At 63.2% G+C, this 19,841-nt stretch carries 21 protein-coding genes and 1 pseudogene; 10 read left to right on the top strand and 12 right to left on the bottom strand.

Going from position 1 to position 19,841, the window contains the following annotated elements; all coding sequences use genetic code 11:
- Positions 1 to 9 precede the first annotated feature (9 nt).
- The 3 genes from ACQ86E_RS22650 to ACQ86E_RS22640 all read right to left on the bottom strand — a co-directional run bounded on the left by ACQ86E_RS22650 (position 10) and on the right by ACQ86E_RS22640 (position 1,919).
- Entirely contained in the window at positions 10 to 1,170 is a 1,161-nt protein-coding gene (locus tag ACQ86E_RS22650; RefSeq protein ID WP_431201882.1) for a biotin/lipoyl-binding protein, read from the bottom strand.
- 188 nt (positions 1,171 to 1,358) lie between these two features.
- A complete protein-coding gene (locus ACQ86E_RS22645; RefSeq protein WP_431201881.1) occupies positions 1,359 to 1,517 on the bottom strand; it encodes a hypothetical protein in 159 nt (52 codons plus the stop codon).
- Positions 1,518 to 1,544: 27 nt separating this feature from the next.
- Entirely contained in the window at positions 1,545 to 1,919 is a 375-nt protein-coding gene (locus tag ACQ86E_RS22640; RefSeq protein ID WP_431201880.1) for a PRC-barrel domain-containing protein, read from the bottom strand.
- 167 nt (positions 1,920 to 2,086) lie between these two features.
- Here ACQ86E_RS22640 and ACQ86E_RS22635 point away from each other — a divergent pair, with 167 nt between their 5' ends.
- Together ACQ86E_RS22635 and ACQ86E_RS22630 are read left to right on the top strand one after the other, a co-directional pair.
- Positions 2,087 to 2,638 carry a DUF4142 domain-containing protein gene (locus ACQ86E_RS22635; RefSeq protein ID WP_015687834.1) on the top strand — a complete coding sequence of 184 codons (552 nt, stop codon included), beginning with the start codon at positions 2,087 to 2,089 and terminating at the stop codon, positions 2,636 to 2,638.
- A gap of 94 nt (positions 2,639 to 2,732) precedes the next feature.
- Entirely contained in the window at positions 2,733 to 3,731 is a 999-nt protein-coding gene (locus ACQ86E_RS22630) for an SDR family oxidoreductase (protein ID WP_431201879.1), read from the top strand.
- 16 nt (positions 3,732 to 3,747) lie between these two features.
- Here the strand turns inward: ACQ86E_RS22630 and ACQ86E_RS22625 are convergent, their stop codons facing one another.
- On the bottom strand, positions 3,748 to 3,870 hold the full coding sequence (locus ACQ86E_RS22625) for a hypothetical protein (RefSeq protein ID WP_431201878.1): 123 nt from the start codon (positions 3,868 to 3,870) through the stop codon (positions 3,748 to 3,750).
- Positions 3,871 to 3,925: 55 nt separating this feature from the next.
- Positions 3,926 to 4,084: a hypothetical protein gene (locus tag ACQ86E_RS22620; protein ID WP_431201877.1), complete on the bottom strand. Its 159-nt coding sequence runs from the start codon at positions 4,082 to 4,084 to the stop codon at positions 3,926 to 3,928.
- 174 nt (positions 4,085 to 4,258) lie between these two features.
- Here ACQ86E_RS22620 and ACQ86E_RS22615 point away from each other — a divergent pair, with 174 nt between their 5' ends.
- Positions 4,259 to 4,513 (top strand): hypothetical protein, encoded by a 255-nt coding sequence (locus tag ACQ86E_RS22615; RefSeq protein ID WP_431201876.1) that lies wholly within the window; start codon positions 4,259 to 4,261, stop codon positions 4,511 to 4,513.
- A 174-nt stretch (positions 4,514 to 4,687) separates the two neighbouring features.
- On the opposite strand, the gene ACQ86E_RS22610 is transcribed toward ACQ86E_RS22615, so the two are convergent.
- Together ACQ86E_RS22610 and ACQ86E_RS22605 are read right to left on the bottom strand one after the other, a co-directional pair.
- Positions 4,688 to 4,894, bottom strand: a complete 207-nt coding sequence (locus ACQ86E_RS22610; RefSeq protein WP_431201875.1) for a hypothetical protein — start codon at positions 4,892 to 4,894, stop codon at positions 4,688 to 4,690.
- Positions 4,895 to 5,215: 321 nt separating this feature from the next.
- Entirely contained in the window at positions 5,216 to 5,410 is a 195-nt protein-coding gene (locus ACQ86E_RS22605; protein WP_431201874.1) for a hypothetical protein, read from the bottom strand.
- Between the two features lie 95 nt (positions 5,411 to 5,505).
- Between ACQ86E_RS22605 and ACQ86E_RS22600 the strand changes: the two are divergent.
- The 3 genes and pseudogenes from ACQ86E_RS22600 (at position 5,506) to ACQ86E_RS22590 (ending at position 14,028) form a co-directional block, all read left to right on the top strand.
- A pseudogene (locus ACQ86E_RS22600) lies at positions 5,506 to 6,016 on the top strand (DUF4142 domain-containing protein).
- A gap of 213 nt (positions 6,017 to 6,229) precedes the next feature.
- Positions 6,230 to 12,523 carry a HAMP domain-containing protein gene (locus tag ACQ86E_RS22595; protein WP_431201873.1) on the top strand — a complete coding sequence of 2,098 codons (6,294 nt, stop codon included), beginning with the start codon at positions 6,230 to 6,232 and terminating at the stop codon, positions 12,521 to 12,523.
- 14 nt (positions 12,524 to 12,537) lie between these two features.
- Positions 12,538 to 14,028 carry a sensor histidine kinase gene (locus tag ACQ86E_RS22590; RefSeq protein ID WP_431201872.1) on the top strand — a complete coding sequence of 497 codons (1,491 nt, stop codon included), beginning with the start codon at positions 12,538 to 12,540 and terminating at the stop codon, positions 14,026 to 14,028.
- Here the strand turns inward: ACQ86E_RS22590 and ACQ86E_RS22585 are convergent.
- The gene (locus ACQ86E_RS22585; RefSeq protein WP_431201871.1) at positions 14,025 to 14,246 is read right to left on the bottom strand and encodes a hypothetical protein; all 222 of its coding nucleotides are present in this window, start codon (positions 14,244 to 14,246) and stop codon (positions 14,025 to 14,027) included. The two genes, ACQ86E_RS22590 and ACQ86E_RS22585, sit on opposite strands and share 4 nt — an antisense overlap.
- Before the next feature lie 192 nt (positions 14,247 to 14,438).
- Between ACQ86E_RS22585 and ACQ86E_RS22580 the strand changes: the two genes are divergently transcribed.
- A complete protein-coding gene (locus ACQ86E_RS22580; RefSeq protein ID WP_431201870.1) occupies positions 14,439 to 14,642 on the top strand; it encodes a hypothetical protein in 204 nt (67 codons plus the stop codon).
- A gap of 77 nt (positions 14,643 to 14,719) precedes the next feature.
- On the opposite strand, the gene ACQ86E_RS22575 is transcribed toward ACQ86E_RS22580, so the two are convergent.
- Complete coding sequence (locus tag ACQ86E_RS22575) at positions 14,720 to 14,941, bottom strand: hypothetical protein (RefSeq protein WP_431201869.1); 222 nt, start codon at positions 14,939 to 14,941, stop codon at positions 14,720 to 14,722.
- Between the two features lie 115 nt (positions 14,942 to 15,056).
- Here ACQ86E_RS22575 and ACQ86E_RS22570 point away from each other — a divergent pair, with 115 nt between their 5' ends.
- Both ACQ86E_RS22570 and ACQ86E_RS22565 read left to right on the top strand, forming a co-directional pair.
- A complete protein-coding gene (locus ACQ86E_RS22570) occupies positions 15,057 to 15,251 on the top strand; it encodes a DUF3072 domain-containing protein (protein ID WP_431201868.1) in 195 nt (64 codons plus the stop codon).
- 69 nt (positions 15,252 to 15,320) lie between these two features.
- The gene (locus tag ACQ86E_RS22565; protein WP_431201867.1) at positions 15,321 to 15,623 is read left to right on the top strand and encodes a DUF6496 domain-containing protein; all 303 of its coding nucleotides are present in this window, start codon (positions 15,321 to 15,323) and stop codon (positions 15,621 to 15,623) included.
- Positions 15,624 to 15,630: 7 nt separating this feature from the next.
- On the opposite strand, the gene ACQ86E_RS22560 is transcribed toward ACQ86E_RS22565, so the two are convergent.
- Positions 15,631 to 15,993 (bottom strand): hypothetical protein, encoded by a 363-nt coding sequence (locus tag ACQ86E_RS22560; RefSeq protein WP_431201866.1) that lies wholly within the window; start codon positions 15,991 to 15,993, stop codon positions 15,631 to 15,633.
- 269 nt (positions 15,994 to 16,262) lie between these two features.
- Positions 16,263 to 17,798, bottom strand: a complete 1,536-nt coding sequence (locus tag ACQ86E_RS22555; protein ID WP_431201865.1) for a Do family serine endopeptidase — start codon at positions 17,796 to 17,798, stop codon at positions 16,263 to 16,265.
- A gap of 210 nt (positions 17,799 to 18,008) precedes the next feature.
- On the opposite strand from ACQ86E_RS22555, the gene ACQ86E_RS22550 reads away from it, so the two are divergent.
- Positions 18,009 to 18,845 (top strand): universal stress protein, encoded by an 837-nt coding sequence (locus ACQ86E_RS22550; RefSeq protein WP_431201864.1) that lies wholly within the window; start codon positions 18,009 to 18,011, stop codon positions 18,843 to 18,845.
- A 25-nt stretch (positions 18,846 to 18,870) separates the two neighbouring features.
- Here ACQ86E_RS22550 and ACQ86E_RS22545 read toward each other — a convergent pair whose 3' ends face one another.
- On the bottom strand, positions 18,871 to 19,758 hold the full coding sequence (locus ACQ86E_RS22545; protein ID WP_431201863.1) for a transporter substrate-binding domain-containing protein: 888 nt from the start codon (positions 19,756 to 19,758) through the stop codon (positions 18,871 to 18,873).
- Positions 19,759 to 19,841: the final 83 nt, after the last annotated feature.

The raw sequence follows: 19,841 nt of genomic DNA, 5'->3' as shown, positions 1-19,841 counted from the left end.
CCGCGTCCGTCATCGCACCCTGATCCACGGCACGACCGACATGCCGGGGCCAACCGGCAGATCCGCCGGCCAGTTGTCGACCACGATCTTCACCGGCACGCGCTGAACCACCTTGACGTAATTGCCGGTGGCGTTCTCCGCCGGCAGCAGGCTGAATGCGGTGCCCGAGCCTCGCTGCACGGAATCGACGTGGCCGGTCAGCTTGCGGCCGGGATAGGCATCGATACAGATCTCGACGGGCTGGCCCGGACGCACATCGTTGAGCTGGGTTTCCTTGTAGTTCGCGACGATCCAGGCCTCGTCCGGCACGAACATCATCAGGCTCTGTCCTGCCGTGACGAAAGTGCCCTTTGCGCCCGAGAGCTTGGTGACGCGACCGGACTGCGCGGCGACGACGCTGGTGTATTGCAGGTTCAAGTTCGCCTGATCGAGCTGCGATTGCGATTGATCGAGTTGCGCCCGGGCGCCTTCGAGCTGGGCCTGAAGCGTCTTGATGCCGACCTGGGCCGCCGTCACCGCGGTCTTCGCACGTTCAGTGTTGGCTTGCTGCGCCTGCAGATCGGAGCGCGTCTGCTGCTGCCGCTGCACGGTGCCGGCGCCCTTCTCGACGAGATCTTCCGCGCGCTTGAACTCCTCTTGCGCAAACTGAAGTTGCGCCTGGGCCTGCTCGAGCTGCGCCTGGGCCTGCTTGATCTGTTCCTGCTGGGACACGATCTGCGCCTCGACATTGGCGATGTTGGCCTTCGACACCGCCACCTGCGCAGCCGCCTGCTCGATGGCGATCCGGTAGTCGCGGTCGTCGATCTTCGCCAGGATGTCGCCGGCATTGACATGCTGATTGTCGGTGACCGGAATGTCGGTCACGTATCCACCCACCTTCGAGGCCACGGAGAAGCTGCGTGCGGCAATGAAGGCGTCATCGGTGGATTCGTAGTGGCGGACCTCCAGCCAGTAGAGCAGACCTCCGACCAGCGCCGCGATGAGCACCACGGCGCCGACGGTCGCAATCAGCCAATGCTCGCGAAGTCGATCGCGCAACGAGGGCGTTTGCGCCGGCGTCGGCTCCTTGGTGTCTCGGTTCTGATTCTGATCAGGAGAAGGTCTTGGAGCTTCTTTCGCCTTCTGCGGTTGCTCCGCGGACGGCCCACGCTCCCGGGTTTGAGCATCCACGTGACTACCTCGATCGGGACTGAGATGGCGTCAAGTCGGGCCATCCCGCCACGCCGGACTCCCAACCGCAACGCCAAAACATGGTTCCGGCCCGTCCGTGCACCGCTGTCATTCGGTAAGCACAACCCAAAAAACAGGCGCGACACCGATAGTGTCGCGCCTGATTGTTCGCTGTCAGCGCACCTTATTCAATGCGTCTTGGTTTCATGCCATTTTTCGAGATCCGGCTTTGTCTCGCCGGACTTCTGCTCTTTCTCCGGATTGCCCTTCCAGGGCTCGTCGGTCTGCTTATGCGATCCCCAGTCCGTCTGATGCCTGGGATCGTCGGTCGGCCGTTCCTTGCTCATCAGATCTCCGTTGGGTTGAAACAATGCCTACGCGAAAGGAACGCCATAGTAGGAGTTGATACCGCGAACGGCGGCATCATCGCCCCAGTTCCATTCGCTGCGGTCTCCGTATTTCGGTGCACCTTCCAACGACTTGGCCGTGATGCCAGTCAGGTAGCCGCCAAGCTCGGTGTCATATTTGAGGGACTGCCAAGGCAGAGGATAGTGATCGTTTCCGAGGCCCAGGAAGCCTCCAAAGCCGAGCACAGCGTAGGACACCTTGCCGCTGACCTTGTCGATCATCACGCGCTCGATCGAACCAATCTTGTTGCGATCGGCACCAAAGACCGATGTTCCCTCGACCTTGTCGCTGCCGATCAACCGACCCATCTCGTTCCGGTCCAGCTCACCTTGGTTCATCATCTGAATTCTCCGATCAGCTCATGCCCAAATCAACCGACTGACGAAGCGATCGTTCCTTGTTGCTGCTCGAAACGCACGCAGGACGGTTTGGAACAAGGACATTGGGGCCGTGTTGGTCGGCTCGAACGCGCGGGCCCGTCGGCCGCGCCACTTCGGAGGGACCAGTCATGAAACGAACCATCATTGCCTTAAGCTGCGTGCTTCTCGCAGGCCCCGCACTCGCCCAGTCGCTCGGCGAGAAGACCGGCATCAACTCCACACTTGGAGTGGCGCCGACCACCGCCGACTTCGTCAAGGAAGTTGCCGTCAGCGACATGTTCGAGATCGAATCGAGCAAGCTGGCGGTACAGAAGGGCAATGCGCAGGAAAAGACCTTCGGGCAGCAGATGGTCACCGATCATACCAAGACCAGCAGCGAACTGAAGGAACTCGTCAGCGGCGGCAAGGTCGAGGCAACTCTGCCGACCGCGCTCGACAGCTCGCATCAGAGCAAGCTCGACAAGCTGAAGAACGCCTCAGGCAAGGACTTCAGCTCGGACTACAACTCCTATCAGGTCAGTGCGCATGAGGATGCGGTCTCGCTGTTCGAGCGCTATTCCAAGGGCGGGGACAATTCCACGCTGAAGGACTGGGCCGGCAAGACGCTGCCTGCGCTGAAGCATCATCTCGACATGGCCAAGGAGCTTGGCAAGGCGCCGAGCGTCGGCCAGTCGAAGTAGCATTCGCCTGGGGGCGCCGGCCCGTCCGGCGTCTCTCGCCTCCTAGCAACGAAGCCCATCTGCGCGCGTTGATCCGCAAATTGCGGAGCCAGCCATGACGCATCGAACCGACACCCCGCTATCCCGCCGCCACGTTATTCACGCAGCAAGCGCGACGCTCGCTGCGTCGTCGCTGGCGTCTTCAACGGCGAAAGGAGATACGACAGTGGCCGATGAGCTGATCGATCCCGTCAACCGATATCCGAAGCCGCCGTTCAAGAAGCAGTCGCAGCCCTGGCCGGGCCTTGCCGGCAAGATGGAGCCGCGGCCGGACCATGGCGAGACCAGCTACAGGGGTTCCGGACGCCTCGCTGGTCGCAAGGCGCTGATCACCGGCGGCGATTCCGGGATGGGTCGCGCCGCCGCGATCGCCTATGCGCGCGAAGGCGCCGACGTCGCCATCAATTATCTGCCCGCGGAGGAGCCGGACGCCCAGGAGGTGATCGCGCTCATCAAGAAGGAAGGGCGCACCGGCCTCGCCATTCCCGGCGACCTCAAGGACGAAGCCTTTTGCAGAAAACTGGTGGAGCAGGCCGTGCAAGGCCTCGGTGGTCTCGACATCCTCATCAACAATGCGGCACGGCAGCAGACCCGTGCGTCCATCCTCGATGTCTCGTCGGAGGACTTCGACGCGACGATGAAGACCAACGTCTATGCGCCGTTCTGGACCATCAAGGCTGCGTTGCCGCACTTGAAGCCGGGCTCCTGCATCATCGGCACGACCTCCGAGCAGGCTTACGATCCTTCCCCCGATCTCTACGACTATGCGCAGACCAAGGCTGCAACGATGAACTATGTGAAGTCGCTGGCCAAGCAGCTCGCCTCGAAGGGCATCCGCGTCAACGGCGTCGCCCCCGGTCCGATCTGGACGCCACTTCAGGTCTCCGGCGGCGCGACGATGGAGAAGCTGGAGAAGTTCGGCGGCATGACACCGTTCGGCCGTCCCGGCCAGCCCGTTGAGCTCGCCTCGATCTACGTGCAGCTCGCAGCAGCGGACGCAAGCTACTCGACCGGCCAGGTATATGGTGCCGCGGGCGGATCCGGTCAGCCGTAAGCACGGCGTCTATTAATCAACGAAGCCCAGAAGCTTCTTCACGTTGCCTGAGAAAATCGTGCATCTCGGCGGCGGCCTGTAGCTGATCAATGCGCACGCTGATGGCGTCCCGCTGCTTTCCGCTGGGCAGGTTCGCCATCTCCTGCTCCAGTCGCAGCCGCTGCGCGTCGATACGTTGTTCGAATGTGTGGGGCTCAGAACGTCTTCGCATCGTCAATCCTCGGGGGTTGCAGGCCCGGGCTGTTGACCCAGCGCTCGACTTGTTCGATCACCTTCTGATGGCTCGGACGCACCGGCTGCGGCGGTTCGGGCTGTTCGGAAAGCTTGCGGGGTATCCTGACTTCGTCTGTCACGGGCTGTCTCCCTTTTTCCAAATATGCGCTTGAGCCCACCCCATTTCAAGGTATAACTTATTGATTTTATTATAGTATTTTACTCAATCGACACCTTTTCGGACTCCGAGGGAACTCGCAGCAAATGAGCGCGTTTAGCAAATTGCTCAACTTACTCACCCTGCGTGATCGACCATGAACGACCTCCGCGCCGAGCGGCTTCAAGTGATGCTTTCCCCGGACGAGCTGGCCGCGGTTGATGATTTCCGGTTCAAGCACCGCATGCCGACGCGCGCCGCTGCGGTTCGCGAGCTGCTCAAATTCGGACTCGCATCCGTGGGCATCGAGACCGACATCGGCTCGTCAACGGGTATCAAATCCAGCGAGTTCGGTGTGTTTGGCCGAGGTCCGGAGGGACACGCGCCGGGAAAGCCCGACGCCGAGGACTGATTGTTCTCTCATAAGCAAACGGCCCCGGCACGGTGAGTGCCAGGGCCGTCCTTGGAGATTGCTTCCGGCTCACCGGGGGCATGATAACCGCAAGCAATCTGTCGACTCTTCGCGTGAGGATTCGTTCCCCGCGCTATTTGTGAGAAAGCCGCTTCACGCTTCCCGGATCATGCTCTAGCCGCTCGGCGCGGCGCCGGAATCATCCGGCGTCATGCCGGAGCCCGGCGTCTTGCTGTCGTCGTTCAGCTTGGGATCGCGCGTCGCTTCACGCGACGGCGAGCTCTTGTCGTCAGTCTTGTGCACGGTCTGCGCACGCTGCTTGTCGCGCGGCTGATCTTCCGCCCGCTTGTCACTGACGATGCCGTGGTCGGAATGGGCCATGGTGTCCTCTCGCGTCTATGGATTGCGTCCAAGTGCTTACGCGCGGACGCGTCGAATGTTCCGGACGCGGGAGAAGCTTCGTTAGCTGTGCACGGCGTGGGTCGTTGCAGATGCATTTTCCTGATGCACCTGACGGACCGTTGTCACCGTCGCGAACGCGACCGAGACGCCAAAGGCGAGAATAAAAGAGAGAACAGCCAAACGTGGAGCCATTGCAAACCTCCTTCTGGAAAAGCAATGAGATCGACTATTCCCGGATGATCCTAAGTTGCTCGATTGCAGTCCGTGAGCAGTCTCACACGCAGAGTCACGAGGACGAGATCAGGTACCCTGCATTTGGAGGACGCGAACCTTGACGGGCGGGATTTCGCCGTCGAGCCAGTCCTGCTCGTTGGCAAGCGCCATCCACGCCTCCGCCATCCGCGAATAGCGCTTGTGGGTGGGCTGGCCCTCGGCTCGCTCGGCGAGATGCAGGCAGTTGTCGGCGTTGTCTCTGAAGATGTCAGACTGTTTCATGATGAACAATTGGGGACGGAACCCTCGCGTCGCAACCGCCCTTACCGCATCGTAACGTAAAGGGAACCTCGCGGGCCTTCGATCATTGCATATCGATGAGGATTTTTGTCGCAGTCATCCTGCTATTCGTCAGCACCGCGGCGTTCGCGGACAGCTCCGGTGAGCCAACAGATGGCCAGCGCCCGCCGACCGCAACGGATGTCATCGTCGGCCTCTATACGTTCGGCCGCTTCCAGCAAGGCCTGCTGGAGAGTGCCGACCTGAAGGGCAATGCGGAGGTGAAGAACCTCGCCGCCCTGCGCGCCGACGAGGCAGCCAGGCGCGACAAGGCTCTGAAGGACATTCAGTCGACGATCGGTGCCGAGCCACAATTCGGCAAGACCACGGCTGGCACAAGCCTCGCTGAGCCCGACGATTCGGAAGGACCTGCGTACGTTCGCACCTTCTTCGCCGCGCAAATTCCGGAATACGAGACCGCGATCGGCCTGCTCGAGCCGCTATCTGAAGGCGCCCGACAATGCGGCGCTTGCCGCCTTCGCTCGCGAGCAACTGCCGATGCTGCGATCGCAAGTGAAGGACGCCGAGCGTACGATGGCCGACAAGTAATCGGCAGTCCGGGAACCCTGCTAAGGGCCGGAATTTTTTCTGGAATTGGATGGAACCAATCATAGTCCCCCTGGTTGTTTTGACCGGGCTGAGCAAAGCAGGTTCCAATTTCTCGCGCCGCCGCCTTGGTGCTTGATTTCGAATTTGGCTACCGCTCTAGTTTGATCAATCGCGTCACGCCGTGGATTCGGCCGACGCCGCGGGGGAATTAATATGAGCGACCTCGATCCCGGAACTGCATCACGCTCCGGTCGTCGCGTCCCAAAGCCAAAAAATAACGGTACGTCGGAGCCGGATTCCCGGCCGGAATTGCTGCTCGCCTTGCAGGCGATGCGCAGCGGCGATTTCTCGGTGCGGATGAGCGGCGACCATCTCGGCATCGACGGCAAGATCGCCGACACGCTGAACGAAATCATAGCCGCCAACCAGCGCATGGCGCAGCAGCTCGAACTGGTCGGCCAGGTCGTCGGACGCGAGGGCAAGACGCGCCAGCGCGTCAAGTTCGGCCTCGCCAGCGGCTCGTGGGCCGACATGGAAGGCTCGGTGAACACGCTGATCGACGATCTGTTGTGGCCGACGCGCGAGGTCACGCGTGCGGTCGCCGCCGTGGCGCAAGGCGACCTGCTCCAGACCGTCAAGCTCGACGTCGACGGTCGTCCGCTGCGCGGCGAATTCCTGCAGTCGGCGACCATCGTCAACACCATGATCAAGCAGCTCGGCGTGTTCACCTCCGAGGTGACGCGCGTGGCGCGCGAGGTCGGCACCGAGGGCAAGCTCGGCGGCCAGGCCCAGGTGCCGGAAGTGACCGGCGTCTGGAAGGACCTCACCGAGAGCGTCAACTCGATGGCGAACAATCTGACCAACCAGGTTCGCAACATCGCCGAGGTGACGATCGCGGTCGCGAACGGCGACTTGTCCAAGAAGATCACCGTGGACGTTCGCGGCGAAATTCTCCAGCTCAAGGAAGCCATCAACACGATGGTGGACCAGCTGCGCTCCTTTGCCTCCGAAGTGACGCGCGTGGCGCGCGAAGTCGGCACCGACGGCAAGCTCGGCGGCCAGGCGATCGTGCCCGGCGTGGCCGGTACCTGGAAGGACCTCACGGACTCCGTCAACGCGATGTGCGGCAACCTCACCGCCCAGGTGCGCAACATCGCCAACGTGACCACCGCCGTGGCGCGCGGCGACCTGTCGCGCAAGATCACGGTGGACGTGCGCGGCGAAATCCTGGAGCTGAAGGACACCATCAACACGATGGTGGACCAGCTCAACTCGTTCGCCTCGGAAGTGACGCGCGTCGCGCGCGAGGTCGGCACCGAAGGCAAGCTCGGCGGCCAGGCCCAGGTGCCGGGTGTCGCAGGCACCTGGAAGGACCTCACCGACAACGTCAACTTCATGGCGTCGAACCTGACCGCGCAAGTCCGCAACATCGCGGACGTCGCCACCGCGATCGCAGGCGGCGACCTCTCGAAGAAGATCACGGTGAACGTCTCGGGCGAAATCCTTCAGCTCAAGGAAACGCTCAACACCTGCGTGGACCAGCTCAATGCGTTCGCCGGCGAAGTGACGCGCGTGGCGCGCGAGGTCGGCACGGAGGGCCGACTCGGCGGCCAGGCCAACGTGCTCGGCGTCGCCGGCACCTGGAAGGATCTCACGGAAAGCGTCAACTCGATGGCGTCGAACCTGACCGCGCAGGTCCGCAACATCGCCGAAGTGACGACCGCCGTTGCCGGCGGCGACCTCTCCAAGAAGATCACCGTGGACACGCGCGGCGAGATCCTGGAGCTGAAGGACACCATCAACACCATGGTGGATCAGCTCAACGCCTTCGCCGGCGAAGTCACGCGCGTCGCGCGCGAGGTCGGCACCGAAGGCAAGCTGGGCGGTCAGGCCGTCGTGCGCGGCGTCGGCGGAACGTGGAAGGATCTGACCGACTCCGTCAACTCGATGGCCTCGAACCTGACCGGCCAGGTCCGCAACATCGCCGAAGTCGCGACCGCGGTCGCCAAGGGCGACCTGTCCAAGAAGATCACAGTGAACGTCTCGGGCGAAATCCTTCAACTGAAGGAAACGCTCAACACCATGGTCGACCAGCTCAATGCGTTTGCCGGCGAAGTCACGCGCGTCGCGCGCGAGGTCGGCACCGACGGCAAGCTCGGCGGCCAGGCCGACGTGCCCGGCGTCGCCGGCACCTGGAAGGACTTGACCGACTCCGTCAACTCGATGGCCGGCAACCTCACCGCCCAGGTCCGCAACATCGCCGAGGTCGCGACCGCGATCGCCGGCGGCGACCTGTCGCGCAAGATCACGGTGGACGTGCGCGGCGAGATTCTTCAGCTCAAGGACACGCTGAACACGATGGTCGACCAGCTCAACCGCTTCGCGGGCGAGGTGACGCGCGTCGCGCGCGAGGTCGGCACCGAAGGACGGCTGGGCGGCCAGGCCAACGTGCCCGGCGTCGCCGGCACCTGGAAGGACCTCACCGACAGCGTGAACTCGATGGCGGGCAACCTCACCGCCCAGGTCCGCAACATCGCCGAAGTGACCACCGCCGTCGCACGCGGCGACTTGTCCCGCAAGATCACCGTCGACGTGAAGGGCGAAATCCTCGAGCTGAAGAACACCATCAACACCATGGTGGACCAGCTCAACGCCTTCGCCGGCGAAGTCACGCGCGTGGCGCGCGAGGTCGGCACCGAAGGCAAGCTCGGCGGCCAGGCCGAGGTGTCCGGCGTGGCCGGCACCTGGAAAGACCTCACCGACAACGTCAACTTCATGGCCTCGAACCTCACGGCTCAGGTCCGCAACATTGCCGAGGTCGCCACCGCGATCGCAGGCGGCGACCTCTCGAAGAAGATCACGGTGGACGTGCGCGGCGAGATCCTGCTGCTCAAGGACACCCTGAACACCATGGTCGAGCAGTTGCGCTCATTCGCCGCCGAAGTGACTCGCGTGGCCCGCGAGGTCGGCACCGAAGGCCGCCTCGGCGGTCAGGCCGTCGTGCCCGGCGTCGGCGGCACCTGGAAGGACCTCACCGACAACGTCAACCTGCTGGCCGCGAACCTCACCACGCAGGTCCGCAACATCGCCGAGGTCACCACCGCCGTCGCGCGCGGCGACTTGTCCCGCAAGATCACCGTCGACGTGAAGGGCGAAATCCTCGAGCTGAAGAACACCATCAACACCATGGTGGACCAGCTCAACGCCTTCGCCGGCGAGGTGACGCGCGTGGCGCGCGAGGTCGGGACCGAAGGCGAGCTCGGCGGCCAGGCCCAGGTGCCAGGCGTGGCCGGCACCTGGAAGGACCTCACCGACACCGTCAACTTCATGGCGGCGAACCTGACCGAGCAGGTCCGCGGCATCGTCAAGGTGGTGACCGCTGTTGCGAACGGCGATTTGAAGCAGAATCTCACCGTGAAATCGAAGGGTGAGGTCGCGGCGCTCGCCGACACCATCAACAACATGACCGAGACGCTTGCGACCTTCGCCGACCAGGTGACGTCGGTGGCACGCGAGGTCGGCGTCGAGGGACGGCTCGGCGGCCAAGCCGACGTGCCGGGCGCGGCAGGCACCTGGAAGGACCTCACCGGCAACGTCAACCTGCTGGCGGCCAACCTCACCTCGCAGGTGCGCGCGATCGCCGAAGTGGCAACCGCCGTGACCAAGGGCGATTTGACACGGTCGATCCAGGTCGATGCCCGCGGCGAGGTCGCCGAGTTGAAGGACAACATCAACACGATGATCACGAACCTCCGTCTCACGACGGACGTGAACACCGAGCAGGACTGGCTGAAGACCAACCTTGCGAAATTCACCAACATGCTTCAGGGCCAGCGCGACCTCGCCACCGTCGGCCGGCTGCTGCTCACTGAACTGTCGCCGCTGGTGAACGCTCATACCGGCGTGATCTACCAGGTCGAGAACGAGGACAATCCGCAGCTCCTGCTGCTGGCCTCCTATGCCGGCGACGGCGTCTACCCGTACCAGCGCGTGCTGCCATTCGGCGACGGCCTGATCGGCCAGTGCGCGCTCGACAAGCGGCCGCGCGTCATCGCCGACATTCCGCCCGACGTGGTGCCGATCAACTCGGCGCTGCTCCGCGTCGCGCCGAAGAACCTCGTCGTGCTGCCGGTGCTGTTCGAAGGCCAGGTCAAGGCCGTGATCGAGCTTGCCTCGCTCACCTCGTTCACGACCTCGCAGATGACCTTCCTCGAGCAGCTCACCGATTCCATCGGCATCGTGCTGAACTCGATCGAGGCGACGATGCAGACCGAAGGCCTGCTCAAGCAGTCGCAGCAGCTCGCCGGCGAGCTTCAGACCCAGCAGCGCGAATTGCAGCAGACCAACGACCAGCTCGAACAGAAAGCGCAGCAGCTCGCCGAGCGCAACGTCGAGGTCGAGCGCAAGAACCAGGAGATCGAGCAGGCCCGGCGCGCGCTGGAGGAAAAGGCGACCGAGCTCGCACTGACCTCGAAATACAAGTCCGAATTCCTCGCCAATATGAGCCACGAGCTGCGCACGCCGCTGAACTCGATCCTGATCCTGGGTCAGCAGCTCACCGATAACCCGGACGGCAACCTCACCGGCAAGCAGGTCGAATTCGCCCGCACCATCCACGGCGCCGGCACCGACCTGCTCAACCTCATCAGCGACATTCTCGATCTCTCCAAGATCGAGTCAGGCACGGTGACTGTCGACGCCGAGGAGATTTTGACCGCGAACCTGCTCGAAACCGTCGGACGGCCATTCCGGCACGAGGCGGAAAATCGCAGTCTGTCGTTCAAGATCGACGTCGATCCGAACCTCGCGCGCAGCATCGTCACCGACTCCAAGCGGTTGCAGCAGGTCCTGAAGAACCTGCTCTCCAACGCCTTCAAGTTCACCGCCGAGGGCGAGGTGCGCCTCAAGGTCGCCGCCGCGGTCGGCGGCTGGGGCACGGATCATCCGGTGCTGAACTCGGCCCCGGCCGTGATCGCGTTCGAAGTGTCCGACACCGGCATCGGTATTCCCCTGGAGAAGCAGAAGCTGATCTTCGAGGCGTTCCAGCAGGCCGACGCCGGCACCAGCCGCAAATACGGCGGCACCGGCCTCGGTCTTGCCATCAGCCGCGAGCTCGCAGGCCTGCTCGGCGGCGAAATCCATCTGCGCAGCGCGCCCGGCAAGGGCTCGTCCTTTACGCTGTATCTGCCGTTGAAATATTCCGGCCCGACGCAGGCGCCGCGTCCGACTGCGCAGCAGCAGCACATTCAACCACCGGCATTGCAGCCGGCCGCGCAAGACCTGCCGCGCGTGATCGAGCAATTACCCGACGATCGACTCAACCTCGAGCCCGGCGACAGCATCCTGCTCATCGTCGAGGATGATCCGCACTATGCGCGCATTCTGGTCGACCTCGCCCGCGACAAGGGATTCAAGGTTCTGGTCGCCGCGCGGGGCGCGGAAGCGCTGGAGCTTGCCAAGCAGTACCAGCCGCGTGCCGTCTCGCTCGACGTGTTCCTGCCGGACATGCTTGGCTGGACGGTGCTGAGCCAGCTCAAGCACAATCCGCTGACCCGCCACATTCCCGTGCAGATCATCACGCTCGACGAGGACCGCCAGCACGCCCTGGCGCGCGGCGCCTTCTCCTTCGTCAACAAGCCCACCACGACCGAAGGGGTCTCCGCCGCACTGTCGCAGATCAAAGAATATGCGCGGCCGCGGCGCAAGCGGCTCTTGATCGTCGAGGACAACGAGGCCGAACGGATGTCGATCCGCGAGCTGCTGCATCACGACGACATCGAGATCGTGACGAGCGATACCGGCGCCGGCGCGCTATCGACGCTGCGCGAGGTTCCTTGCGATTGCGTCGTGCTCGACCTGCGGCTTCCGGATATGAGCGGCTTCGAGGTGCTCGACCAGATCCGCAACGACGAGGCGCTCTCGAATGTTCCGGTCGTTGTCTTCACCGGCCGCGAGCTTTCGGCGGAGGAAGACGCGGAACTCCACACCATGGCGCGCAGCATCGTGGTCAAGGGCGTGGAATCGCCGGAGCGCCTACTCGACGAGACCGCGCTGTTCCTGCATCGCGTGATCACGGAACTGCCGGTCGAGAAGCAGCGCATGCTGGAAAAGCTGAACAGTTCCGACGAGGATCTGGTCGGCAAGACCGCCCTGCTCGTCGACGACGACGCCCGCAACATCTTCGCGCTGTCGAGCGTGCTGGAACGGCGCGGCATGAAGGTGCTCACCGCCACGACCGGCCGCGAAGCGGTCACACTGGTGGAGTCCAATCCGGAGATCGCGATCGTGCTGATGGACATCATGATGCCGCAGATGGATGGCTACCAGACCATCGGCGTCATTCGCGAAAACCCGGCCTTCGCCCGCCTGCCGATCATTGCGCTGACCGCCAAGGCGATGAAGGGCGACCGCGAGAAATGCCTGGAGGCCGGCGCGTCCGACTACCTCGCCAAACCCGTCAACACCGATCAATTGCTGCTTGCGATCCGCATGTGGCTGCACCGTTGAGTTTGGATCTGCGAATGGACCACGAAAAGGTCAACATCCTCCTCGTCGACGACCAGCCGGCCAAGCTGCTCGCCTATGAGGTGATCCTGAAGGAGCTCGGCGAGAATCTCGTGACCGCCTCGTCGGGCCGCGAGGCGCTCGAGGTGCTGCTCAAGACCGAGATCGCGGTGATTCTGGTCGACGTCTGCATGCCTGAGCTCGACGGCTTCGAGCTCGCCGCGATGATCCGCGAGCATCCGCGCTTCCAGAAGACCGCGATGATCTTCATCTCGGCCATCCAGGTCAGCGACATCGATCGGTTGCGCGGCTACGAAATGGGCGCGGTCGACTACGTTCCGGTCCCGGTCGTGCCGGAGGTGCTGCGCGCCAAGGTCAAGGTATTCGCCGAGCTCTATCGCAAGACCCGCGAGCTCGAACGGTTGAACCAGGATCTCGAGGACCGCGTGCGCGCCCGCACGGCGGAGCTGGAGAACTCCACTGCAAAGCTGCGTGAAAGCGAAGAGCGGCGCAGCATGGCGATTGCCGCCGGCAAGATGGGGTCCTGGGACTGGGACTGGGTCAACGGCGACTGGATGTGGGACGATGGCCAGTATCGCATTTTTGGCGTGACGCCCGAAACCTTCAACGTCACCTCGGCGAACATCCAGGCACTGCTGCACCCCGATGATGCCGACCAGTTCAGCCAGGCCATCGCGGCGTTCAATACGGGGGTGCACGCCCATGAAGGCGAGTTTCGCGTCAGCCGTCCCGACGGCGAGGTGCGCTGGTGCGTCGGCACGGCGGCCGCCACGCTGGACCCCAGCGGCCGCGTCGTGCGAGTGAGCGGCGTGACCGTGGACATCACCGAACGCAAGCGCGCGGAGGAGAGACAGAATCTGCTGGCGCGCGAGGTCGACCACCGCGCCAAAAATGCGTTGGCGCTGGCGCAGTCGATCGTGCGCCTCACCCGTGCCGACGAGGTCAAGGCTTACGTCAACGCCGTCGAAGGACGCATCAATGCGCTGGCGCGCGTCCACACGATCCTGTCGCTGTCGAGCTGGCAAGGCGCGGAGCTCTCCAGGCTGATCGAGGAGGAAGTTGCACCCTATTCGCTCGGAGGCCAGATCAAGCTGGCGGGTCCCGAGGTTCAGTTGCTGCCGGCGACCGCGCAGACGCTGGCGCTGGCGCTGCACGAGCTTTTCACCAACTCGGCGAAGTATGGCGCGTTGTCGGCGCGGTCGGGTCGGCTTGCGATCGACTGGCAGGTCGAGGACGACCACCTCACATTGACCTGGGACGAAACCGGTGGTCCGCTGGTCGGGCCGCCGAAGTCCCGCGGCTTCGGCACACGGAGCCTTCTTGCCAGCGTCGAATCCCAGCTCGGCGGACAGGCGGAGTTCAACTGGCGGCCCGAAGGCCTGTTGTGCCGTCTTGCGGTGCCGCTGACGCCAAAGGGCGCAGCGCCGACCAGCGCGGGAAAGTTCGACCCGGTTCCCTCCGAGGCTCTTCAGCGGGCTTCAGGTTAGCGCGACGCGACGACCCTGATACGCGTCATCGGCCGAGATTCGTCAGCCAAACGTCCTTCCAGCCATGCTTCCGTTTGCGAGAGATCGCGCAGCGCCCGCGCGTAGCGTCGGGCTGCGCTCCGCTCGGCGCCGCGCGGCAGCTTGCGTGCCTTGCGCAGCATGTCCGCGGCCGCGTTGCGATAGGCGAGCGAGCGATAGAGAAAGACGACCTTACCCATATCGGAGTTCCCGTGTTGATGCCGTTCATCCTCGCAAGAGCGGCATGAACGTCGGATGAAGCCGCGAGTGACAAATTTTTGATGAAGATGGAACCCGCAATCATAGCTCGCGTTTCTCGCCATATTCAGAGGCGGTCCATGCGCCCGAGGAAGTCGCCGAGGCTCATCTCTTCCACTTGCATCATCAGGCTGATGACGCATGCGCTCATGGGCGCCGCGCTCGGCCTCGCCTTCGGTCTTGCTCTCATCCTGTCCAATGCGGCGGTCGGGAACTTGTTGAGCCACGGCGGGAGATCCGCGGCCGTCGTCTTCGTCGTCACGCTGGTGACCACCTTCGCGATCGGCGCGACGCTCACGGGGATCGTGTTCATGATCGCCGAGGACAACGAATTTTGAAGCACGCGTGAAGCGTATGGGCGCAGTTTTAGAATCCGGTACGTGTCCGGGTCTTCCTCCGCACGCCTTCAAAGGTCTCAGCGGCGCGCGATCACACGAAGGGGATTGCTGGCTGTCTTGACGGGACGAAGGCGAACCCGGTCGCGGACGTCAGGCAGGACATCACCGCCGCCGGCAGCCTTCCATTCGCCGATCAACAGGCTGACCTTCCGGCGCAGATCCATCTGCGCCAGGGCCTTTTCGGTGCAGTCACGATCGCGATCGACGAGGTCGCGCACAGACGCCTCGATATCGGCCATTTCCAGCCTCAAGGCACTGATTTTGCGTCGAGTTTCATTAATTCTGTTGTCCATGGCTTGTTAGAACAAAATAAGAACATATAGTCAAGCGGCGATTCCAGAACGGAGAGGTCAGATGCAGGTTCAGGGTAAATATGACGCTAGGGCTTTCCTCGCGGAGCAGATGACGCGGGCGCAAGGCCTGAGGCTGAAGCGGCTGAGCGAGGAGGCTTATCAGCCCGCGCAATACAATCGGGATCTGTCCTCCGCCGAGGCCGCGCGCCGCATCCAGGTGCTGGAGGCGGAGATCGAACTGGCGAACTCGTTCTGACGCACGCACCCGCGCCTGGAACGTTGCGTCAGCGCTACGGTTCTTTCCCGATGCCAAGGGAGAGAGTCGATGGCACGCAAGGCAACGAAACGCCGTTATTCCCGCAGCGCCGGCGATGATGTCGAGCGCGAGATGCGTCGTTACAAGAAGGGCACCGCGAAAAGCGGCCCGGGCGGCCGTGGTGGACGGGTGAAGAGCCGCAAGCAGGCGATCGCAATCGCCCTGTCGGAAGCGCGCGCGAAGGGCAAGAAAGTCCCGAAGAAGGCGTCGAAGCGAAAGACGACCAGGAAAACGGCCAAGAAGAAAACAACCAAAAAGAAGACAACCAAGAAGACGAAGAAGAGCTCGACGCGCAAACCCAGCAAGCGGTGACGCGGCGTCAGATCATGCTGCCCGGCATGAAGCAGCGGATCGATATCCCGAACGCGGTTTTGACCGGCCACACCATGGTGCGGCCGGCACGGTTCGGCTCGGTGATGACGGCCTCGTCCGGCACGTCGATCCACTGCCCGTCGAGCCGCACGCGATAGTGCCCGTCATGCGATTCCCAATCGGGATCTGACACCGCAAATCCGTCCGCATCCGAGCAACAGGGGCCGAGATGGCTGCGAAGGCTGTCGAACCAGGGTTTTAGGGCTGAATTGGCGTAGCGGCCGTCGTCGCGCCCGAGGGCGCTTCCAGTTGTCACCACGATTGGCGCTGCGAGCAGCGCACACCTCAGCGAGAGCTTCAATCGATCCATGTCGGCACCGATCAATGCAAACGTCAGGTCCCACAAGACGGCCCGACGTTTGGAGTTCCGCTCCTGGCCTTTGCCTTGGCGCCGTCATTGGCGCCGAAGCGCAACACGCACTTCCGGACAGTGACGAGCGAACGCGGCTTTTTCGGACGAACCCGTCATCATCGCTGCCGTTAACGCGAATGTTATCGGCGGCCTGTGGGTATCTCGGATGCGAACGAGAAAAGGCGGCCCGAAGGCCGCCTTTTTGAATTCGCCCGGAACGGCTCGACTTAGGCGAGCGGCACCGCGACGAACCGGGTCGCCTCCGCACTCTTCACCTGCAGCAACACGCTTTTCTTGCCGGACGATTTGGCCTGCGCCAGTTCGGAGCGGACTTCGCCGACATTGGCGACCGGCTTGCCGCCGACATTGAGGATGACGTCACCGGTCTGGATGCCACGTTGCGCGGCCGGCCCCTCCGGATCGATCTCGGTGACGACAACGCCCTTCTGGCCTGCGCCCTGAACGTCGCCGGCCGGAGCCAGGCTGAGCCCGAGGCGTGGCGTTCCGGCGCCTGGCTGCGCCTTACCCTCACCGGCCTTCGCATGCTGCTCATTTGGCAACTCGCCAAGCGCCAGCGTCATGGTCTTGCTGTCGCCCTTGTGGAAGACATCGAGCTTCACCGAGCTCCCCGGCGCCAGGGTGGCGATGGTGCGGGCTAGGTCACGGGAATCCTTGACGGAGGTGCCGTTGACGGCGGTGATGACATCACCCGCCTCGATGCCGGCCTTCGCCGCCGGACTTCCATCCTGCGGAGTGTCGACAATCGCGCCGCGCGCCTCCTTCAGGCCAAGGCTGTCGGCGATGTCGGCGGTCACCGGCTGCACCTGCACGCCGAGCCAGCCGCGGGTGACCGCACCCTTGTCCTTCAGCTGCGCGACGACGAGCTTTGCGGTTGACGCTGGAATGTCGAAGCCGATACCGACCGATCCGCCGGAGGGCGAATAGATCGCGGTGTTCACGCCGATCACGTTGCCGTTCATGTCGAAGGCCGGACCGCCGGAATTACCCTTGTTGATCGGCGCGTCGATCTGGATGAAATCGTCATAGGGACCGTTGCCGATGTCGCGGCCGCTGGCCGAGACAATGCCGGCCGTCACAGTGCCGCCAAGGCCGAAGGGATTGCCGACCGCGACCACCCAGTCGCCGATCCGCGGCTTCTGGTCGGAGAATTTGACGAACGGAAAGTCCTTCTTGCCATCGACCTTGATCAGCGCGAGATCGGTCTTGGGATCGGTGCCGACCACCTTCGCGGTGTAGACAGTGCCGTCATCCATCGTCACCTGCACCGACGTAGCGTGATCGACGACATGATTGTTGGTCACGGCATAGCCGTCGGCTGAGATGAAGAAGCCGGAGCCCTCACCCGTGATCGTCTGGTGGCGCTGACGTGGCATGCCGTTCATGCCGCCCGGACCGCGGAAGCCGAACTGCCGCGAGAACTGGTCGAACGGCGAATCCTCGTCGGAGTCCATCCGGTTCTGTTGCAGCATTGCGCTCTTGTCGTTGTCCTCGTCGATCTTGACCCGCACCGAGATGACGGCGGGTTTCACCTTGCTGACGAGATCGCCGAAGCCCGGCAGCGTCGCGGGCGCCTCCGCGGCGTGGGCCGGCGCGATGAAGGGTGCCATCCCAAGCGGCGAGGAACCGGGAGAACTGGCAAGCACGGCCAGGCCAAACGCGGCGACGGTGCCGAGCAGCGCAAGCCTGCGCGGCTTCAGAATCCTTCGGGACGAGGTGGTGTCGGAATTGGCGTGGTCGTTCATGTCGAAATGTCCATGCTGTGGGGTAAGTCGCCTTGCCCCCAACATGGACGTCGTCACCTTACGGGGCTCCGTCCATCCGATTAAATCTTGGCAAAGTTGCTGCGACCAGTGGCACGGCCAGAAATCGTAGATGCACATTTGATGCAGCTCAACACAGGCCCCGCGCGACGTGAAACATTGCGACCGGATGATGTCCATCGGAGGCGAGCCATGTACAAAGATATTCTCGTTCACGTCCCAACCGAACGCCCGATGCGCCCTGTGATCGACGGATCGATTTCGCTGGCTGCGCAGCTCAACGCCCACGTCGACGCGGTCGCCGTCGGCTATGTCGCAACGAGCGCGGCTTACGTGATGGAAGGCGGCGCCGCAGTGGCGGCCGTGTTCGAGATGGAACGTGAGCGCGCGGTGGAGCGGGCCGAAGCGGCGCTGACGGTGTTCAAGAGCGAGGCGACAAACGCCGGCGTTTCCTTTGCATGCCACCCACTCGGCGCGATCCCGGCGGACGCAGCCGGCTCGCTGGGTGAGATGGCGCGGCTGCACGATCTCAGCATCGTGCTGCAGCCCGAACCAGCGCAAGGCTCATTCGACAACGACGTGCCCAGCGAGATCCTGTTCCAGGCGGGCGGCCCGGTGCTGTTCCTGCCGTACAATTTCCGTGGCGCATTCAAGCCGAAACGGATCGGCATCTGCTGGGACGGCAGCCGCCTCGCCGCCCGCGCGATGCGCGATGCCGCCCCGTTCCTGGCTCGCGCCGAGGAGATCGTGATCATCACCATCAACGAGGCCGACGCGGTTCCCGACGACGTCTCGGCGCGCAATTTGGCAAAGCATCTCGGCCGACGCGGATTGTCGACCCGTACGGCCAGCCTGTCGGCCGCGCGCGCCGACATTCAGCCGACCATCCTGTCACTGGCGGCCGACGAGAATCTCGATCTCCTCGTGATGGGCGGTTACGGCCATTCGCGACTGCAGGAACGCCTGCTCGGCGGCGTCACCCGCGCCATGCTCGAAGCGATGACCGTCCCGACGCTGATGTCGCATTGATCACGGATCAACCGCGGAAATCCGATCACACGCCCTTGTCGTTCGGATTGGCAATCACGTCCTTCAGCGGCACAGGCATCGGGAAGTTCAGGTTTACGTTCTTGGGCGGAATGGGCTTTGTGAACCATTTCGCGTAGAGTTCTGCGAACAGGCCGCTCTTCATCGCGGCGACCAGCGTCTTGTCGACCAGAGCTTTGAACTCCGGATCGCCCTTCCGGATGATCAGCCCGTAAGGCTCGGTCCGCAGGCTGTCGTCGATGATCCGCCAGCTATCCGGCGTCTGGCTGTTGGCGATGAGGCCGGCGAGCAGGATGTCGTCCATGACGAAGGCGTCGCTGCGGCCGGTCGTGAGCGCAAGGAACGACGCGGCGTGATCCGGCGACAGCACCTGCTTGACCTCGAACTTCTTCTCCTGGCTGCGCGCCAGCAGCAGGGTGATTGACGTCGAGCCAGTGGTCAGCGCGACCGGCTTGTCCTTCAGATCCTCGAACGTCTTGATAGGCGCATCCTTTCGGACCACCGCGCGAATGCTCGACACGAAGATGGTGTTGCTGAACGCCACCACCTTCTGGCGCTCCAGCGTGTTGGTGGCGGGACCGCAGACGATGTCGATGGTGCCGTTCTCGATCAGTGGGATTTGCGTGCTGAGCTGGATCGGCTGGAGCTTGGTCTGAAGCGCCGGGAGTTTCAACTCGTCCTTCACCGCATCGGCGATGCGCGCGCAGAGATCCATCGCGAAACCGACCGGCTTCTGACTGCCATCGAGATAAGAAAACGGCACCGAGACATCGCGATGACCGAGGCGTATCTCGCCGGCATCCTTGATCTTGGCCAACGTCCCGCCCGGGGTTTGAGCCTGTGCAGGCGCCGCGACTGCAATCAAAAACGCGAGCAAATACAACAGCGCCTTCATGGTCCCTACTCCAGTTTGGATACAATCACTCAATATTTTATACACACGATTGCATAATTCACAAACTGATTTTATACAATCTG

The sequence above is a fragment of the Bradyrhizobium betae genome, from assembly GCF_050632175.1.
Lineage (GTDB): Bacteria > Pseudomonadota > Alphaproteobacteria > Rhizobiales > Xanthobacteraceae > Bradyrhizobium > Bradyrhizobium betae_B.
The sequence above is the reverse complement of the archived record's forward strand: the minus strand, read 5'-3'. Positions and strand labels throughout refer to the sequence as shown.

Coding starts and splice junctions, on each gene's coding strand:
- ACQ86E_RS22645 (WP_431201881.1), bottom strand. CDS start 1,517: ATGAGCAAGGAACGGCCGACCGACGATCCCAGGCATCAGACGGACTGG.
- ACQ86E_RS22640 (WP_431201880.1), bottom strand. CDS start 1,919: ATGATGAACCAAGGTGAGCTGGACCGGAACGAGATGGGTCGGTTGATC.
- ACQ86E_RS22635 (WP_015687834.1), top strand. CDS start 2,087: ATGAAACGAACCATCATTGCCTTAAGCTGCGTGCTTCTCGCAGGCCCC.
- ACQ86E_RS22630 (WP_431201879.1), top strand. CDS start 2,733: ATGACGCATCGAACCGACACCCCGCTATCCCGCCGCCACGTTATTCAC.
- ACQ86E_RS22625 (WP_431201878.1), bottom strand. CDS start 3,870: ATGGCGAACCTGCCCAGCGGAAAGCAGCGGGACGCCATCAGCGTGCGC.
- ACQ86E_RS22615 (WP_431201876.1), top strand. CDS start 4,259: ATGAACGACCTCCGCGCCGAGCGGCTTCAAGTGATGCTTTCCCCGGAC.
- ACQ86E_RS22610 (WP_431201875.1), bottom strand. CDS start 4,894: ATGGCCCATTCCGACCACGGCATCGTCAGTGACAAGCGGGCGGAAGAT.
- ACQ86E_RS22605 (WP_431201874.1), bottom strand. CDS start 5,410: ATGAAACAGTCTGACATCTTCAGAGACAACGCCGACAACTGCCTGCAT.
- ACQ86E_RS22595 (WP_431201873.1), top strand. CDS start 6,230: ATGAGCGACCTCGATCCCGGAACTGCATCACGCTCCGGTCGTCGCGTC.
- ACQ86E_RS22590 (WP_431201872.1), top strand. CDS start 12,538: ATGGACCACGAAAAGGTCAACATCCTCCTCGTCGACGACCAGCCGGCC.
- ACQ86E_RS22585 (WP_431201871.1), bottom strand. CDS start 14,246: ATGGGTAAGGTCGTCTTTCTCTATCGCTCGCTCGCCTATCGCAACGCG.
- ACQ86E_RS22580 (WP_431201870.1), top strand. CDS start 14,439: ATGACGCATGCGCTCATGGGCGCCGCGCTCGGCCTCGCCTTCGGTCTT.
- ACQ86E_RS22575 (WP_431201869.1), bottom strand. CDS start 14,941: ATGGCCGATATCGAGGCGTCTGTGCGCGACCTCGTCGATCGCGATCGT.
- ACQ86E_RS22570 (WP_431201868.1), top strand. CDS start 15,057: ATGCAGGTTCAGGGTAAATATGACGCTAGGGCTTTCCTCGCGGAGCAG.
- ACQ86E_RS22565 (WP_431201867.1), top strand. CDS start 15,321: ATGGCACGCAAGGCAACGAAACGCCGTTATTCCCGCAGCGCCGGCGAT.
- ACQ86E_RS22560 (WP_431201866.1), bottom strand. CDS start 15,993: ATGGATCGATTGAAGCTCTCGCTGAGGTGTGCGCTGCTCGCAGCGCCA.
- ACQ86E_RS22555 (WP_431201865.1), bottom strand. CDS start 17,798: ATGAACGACCACGCCAATTCCGACACCACCTCGTCCCGAAGGATTCTG.
- ACQ86E_RS22550 (WP_431201864.1), top strand. CDS start 18,009: ATGTACAAAGATATTCTCGTTCACGTCCCAACCGAACGCCCGATGCGC.
- ACQ86E_RS22545 (WP_431201863.1), bottom strand. CDS start 19,758: ATGAAGGCGCTGTTGTATTTGCTCGCGTTTTTGATTGCAGTCGCGGCG.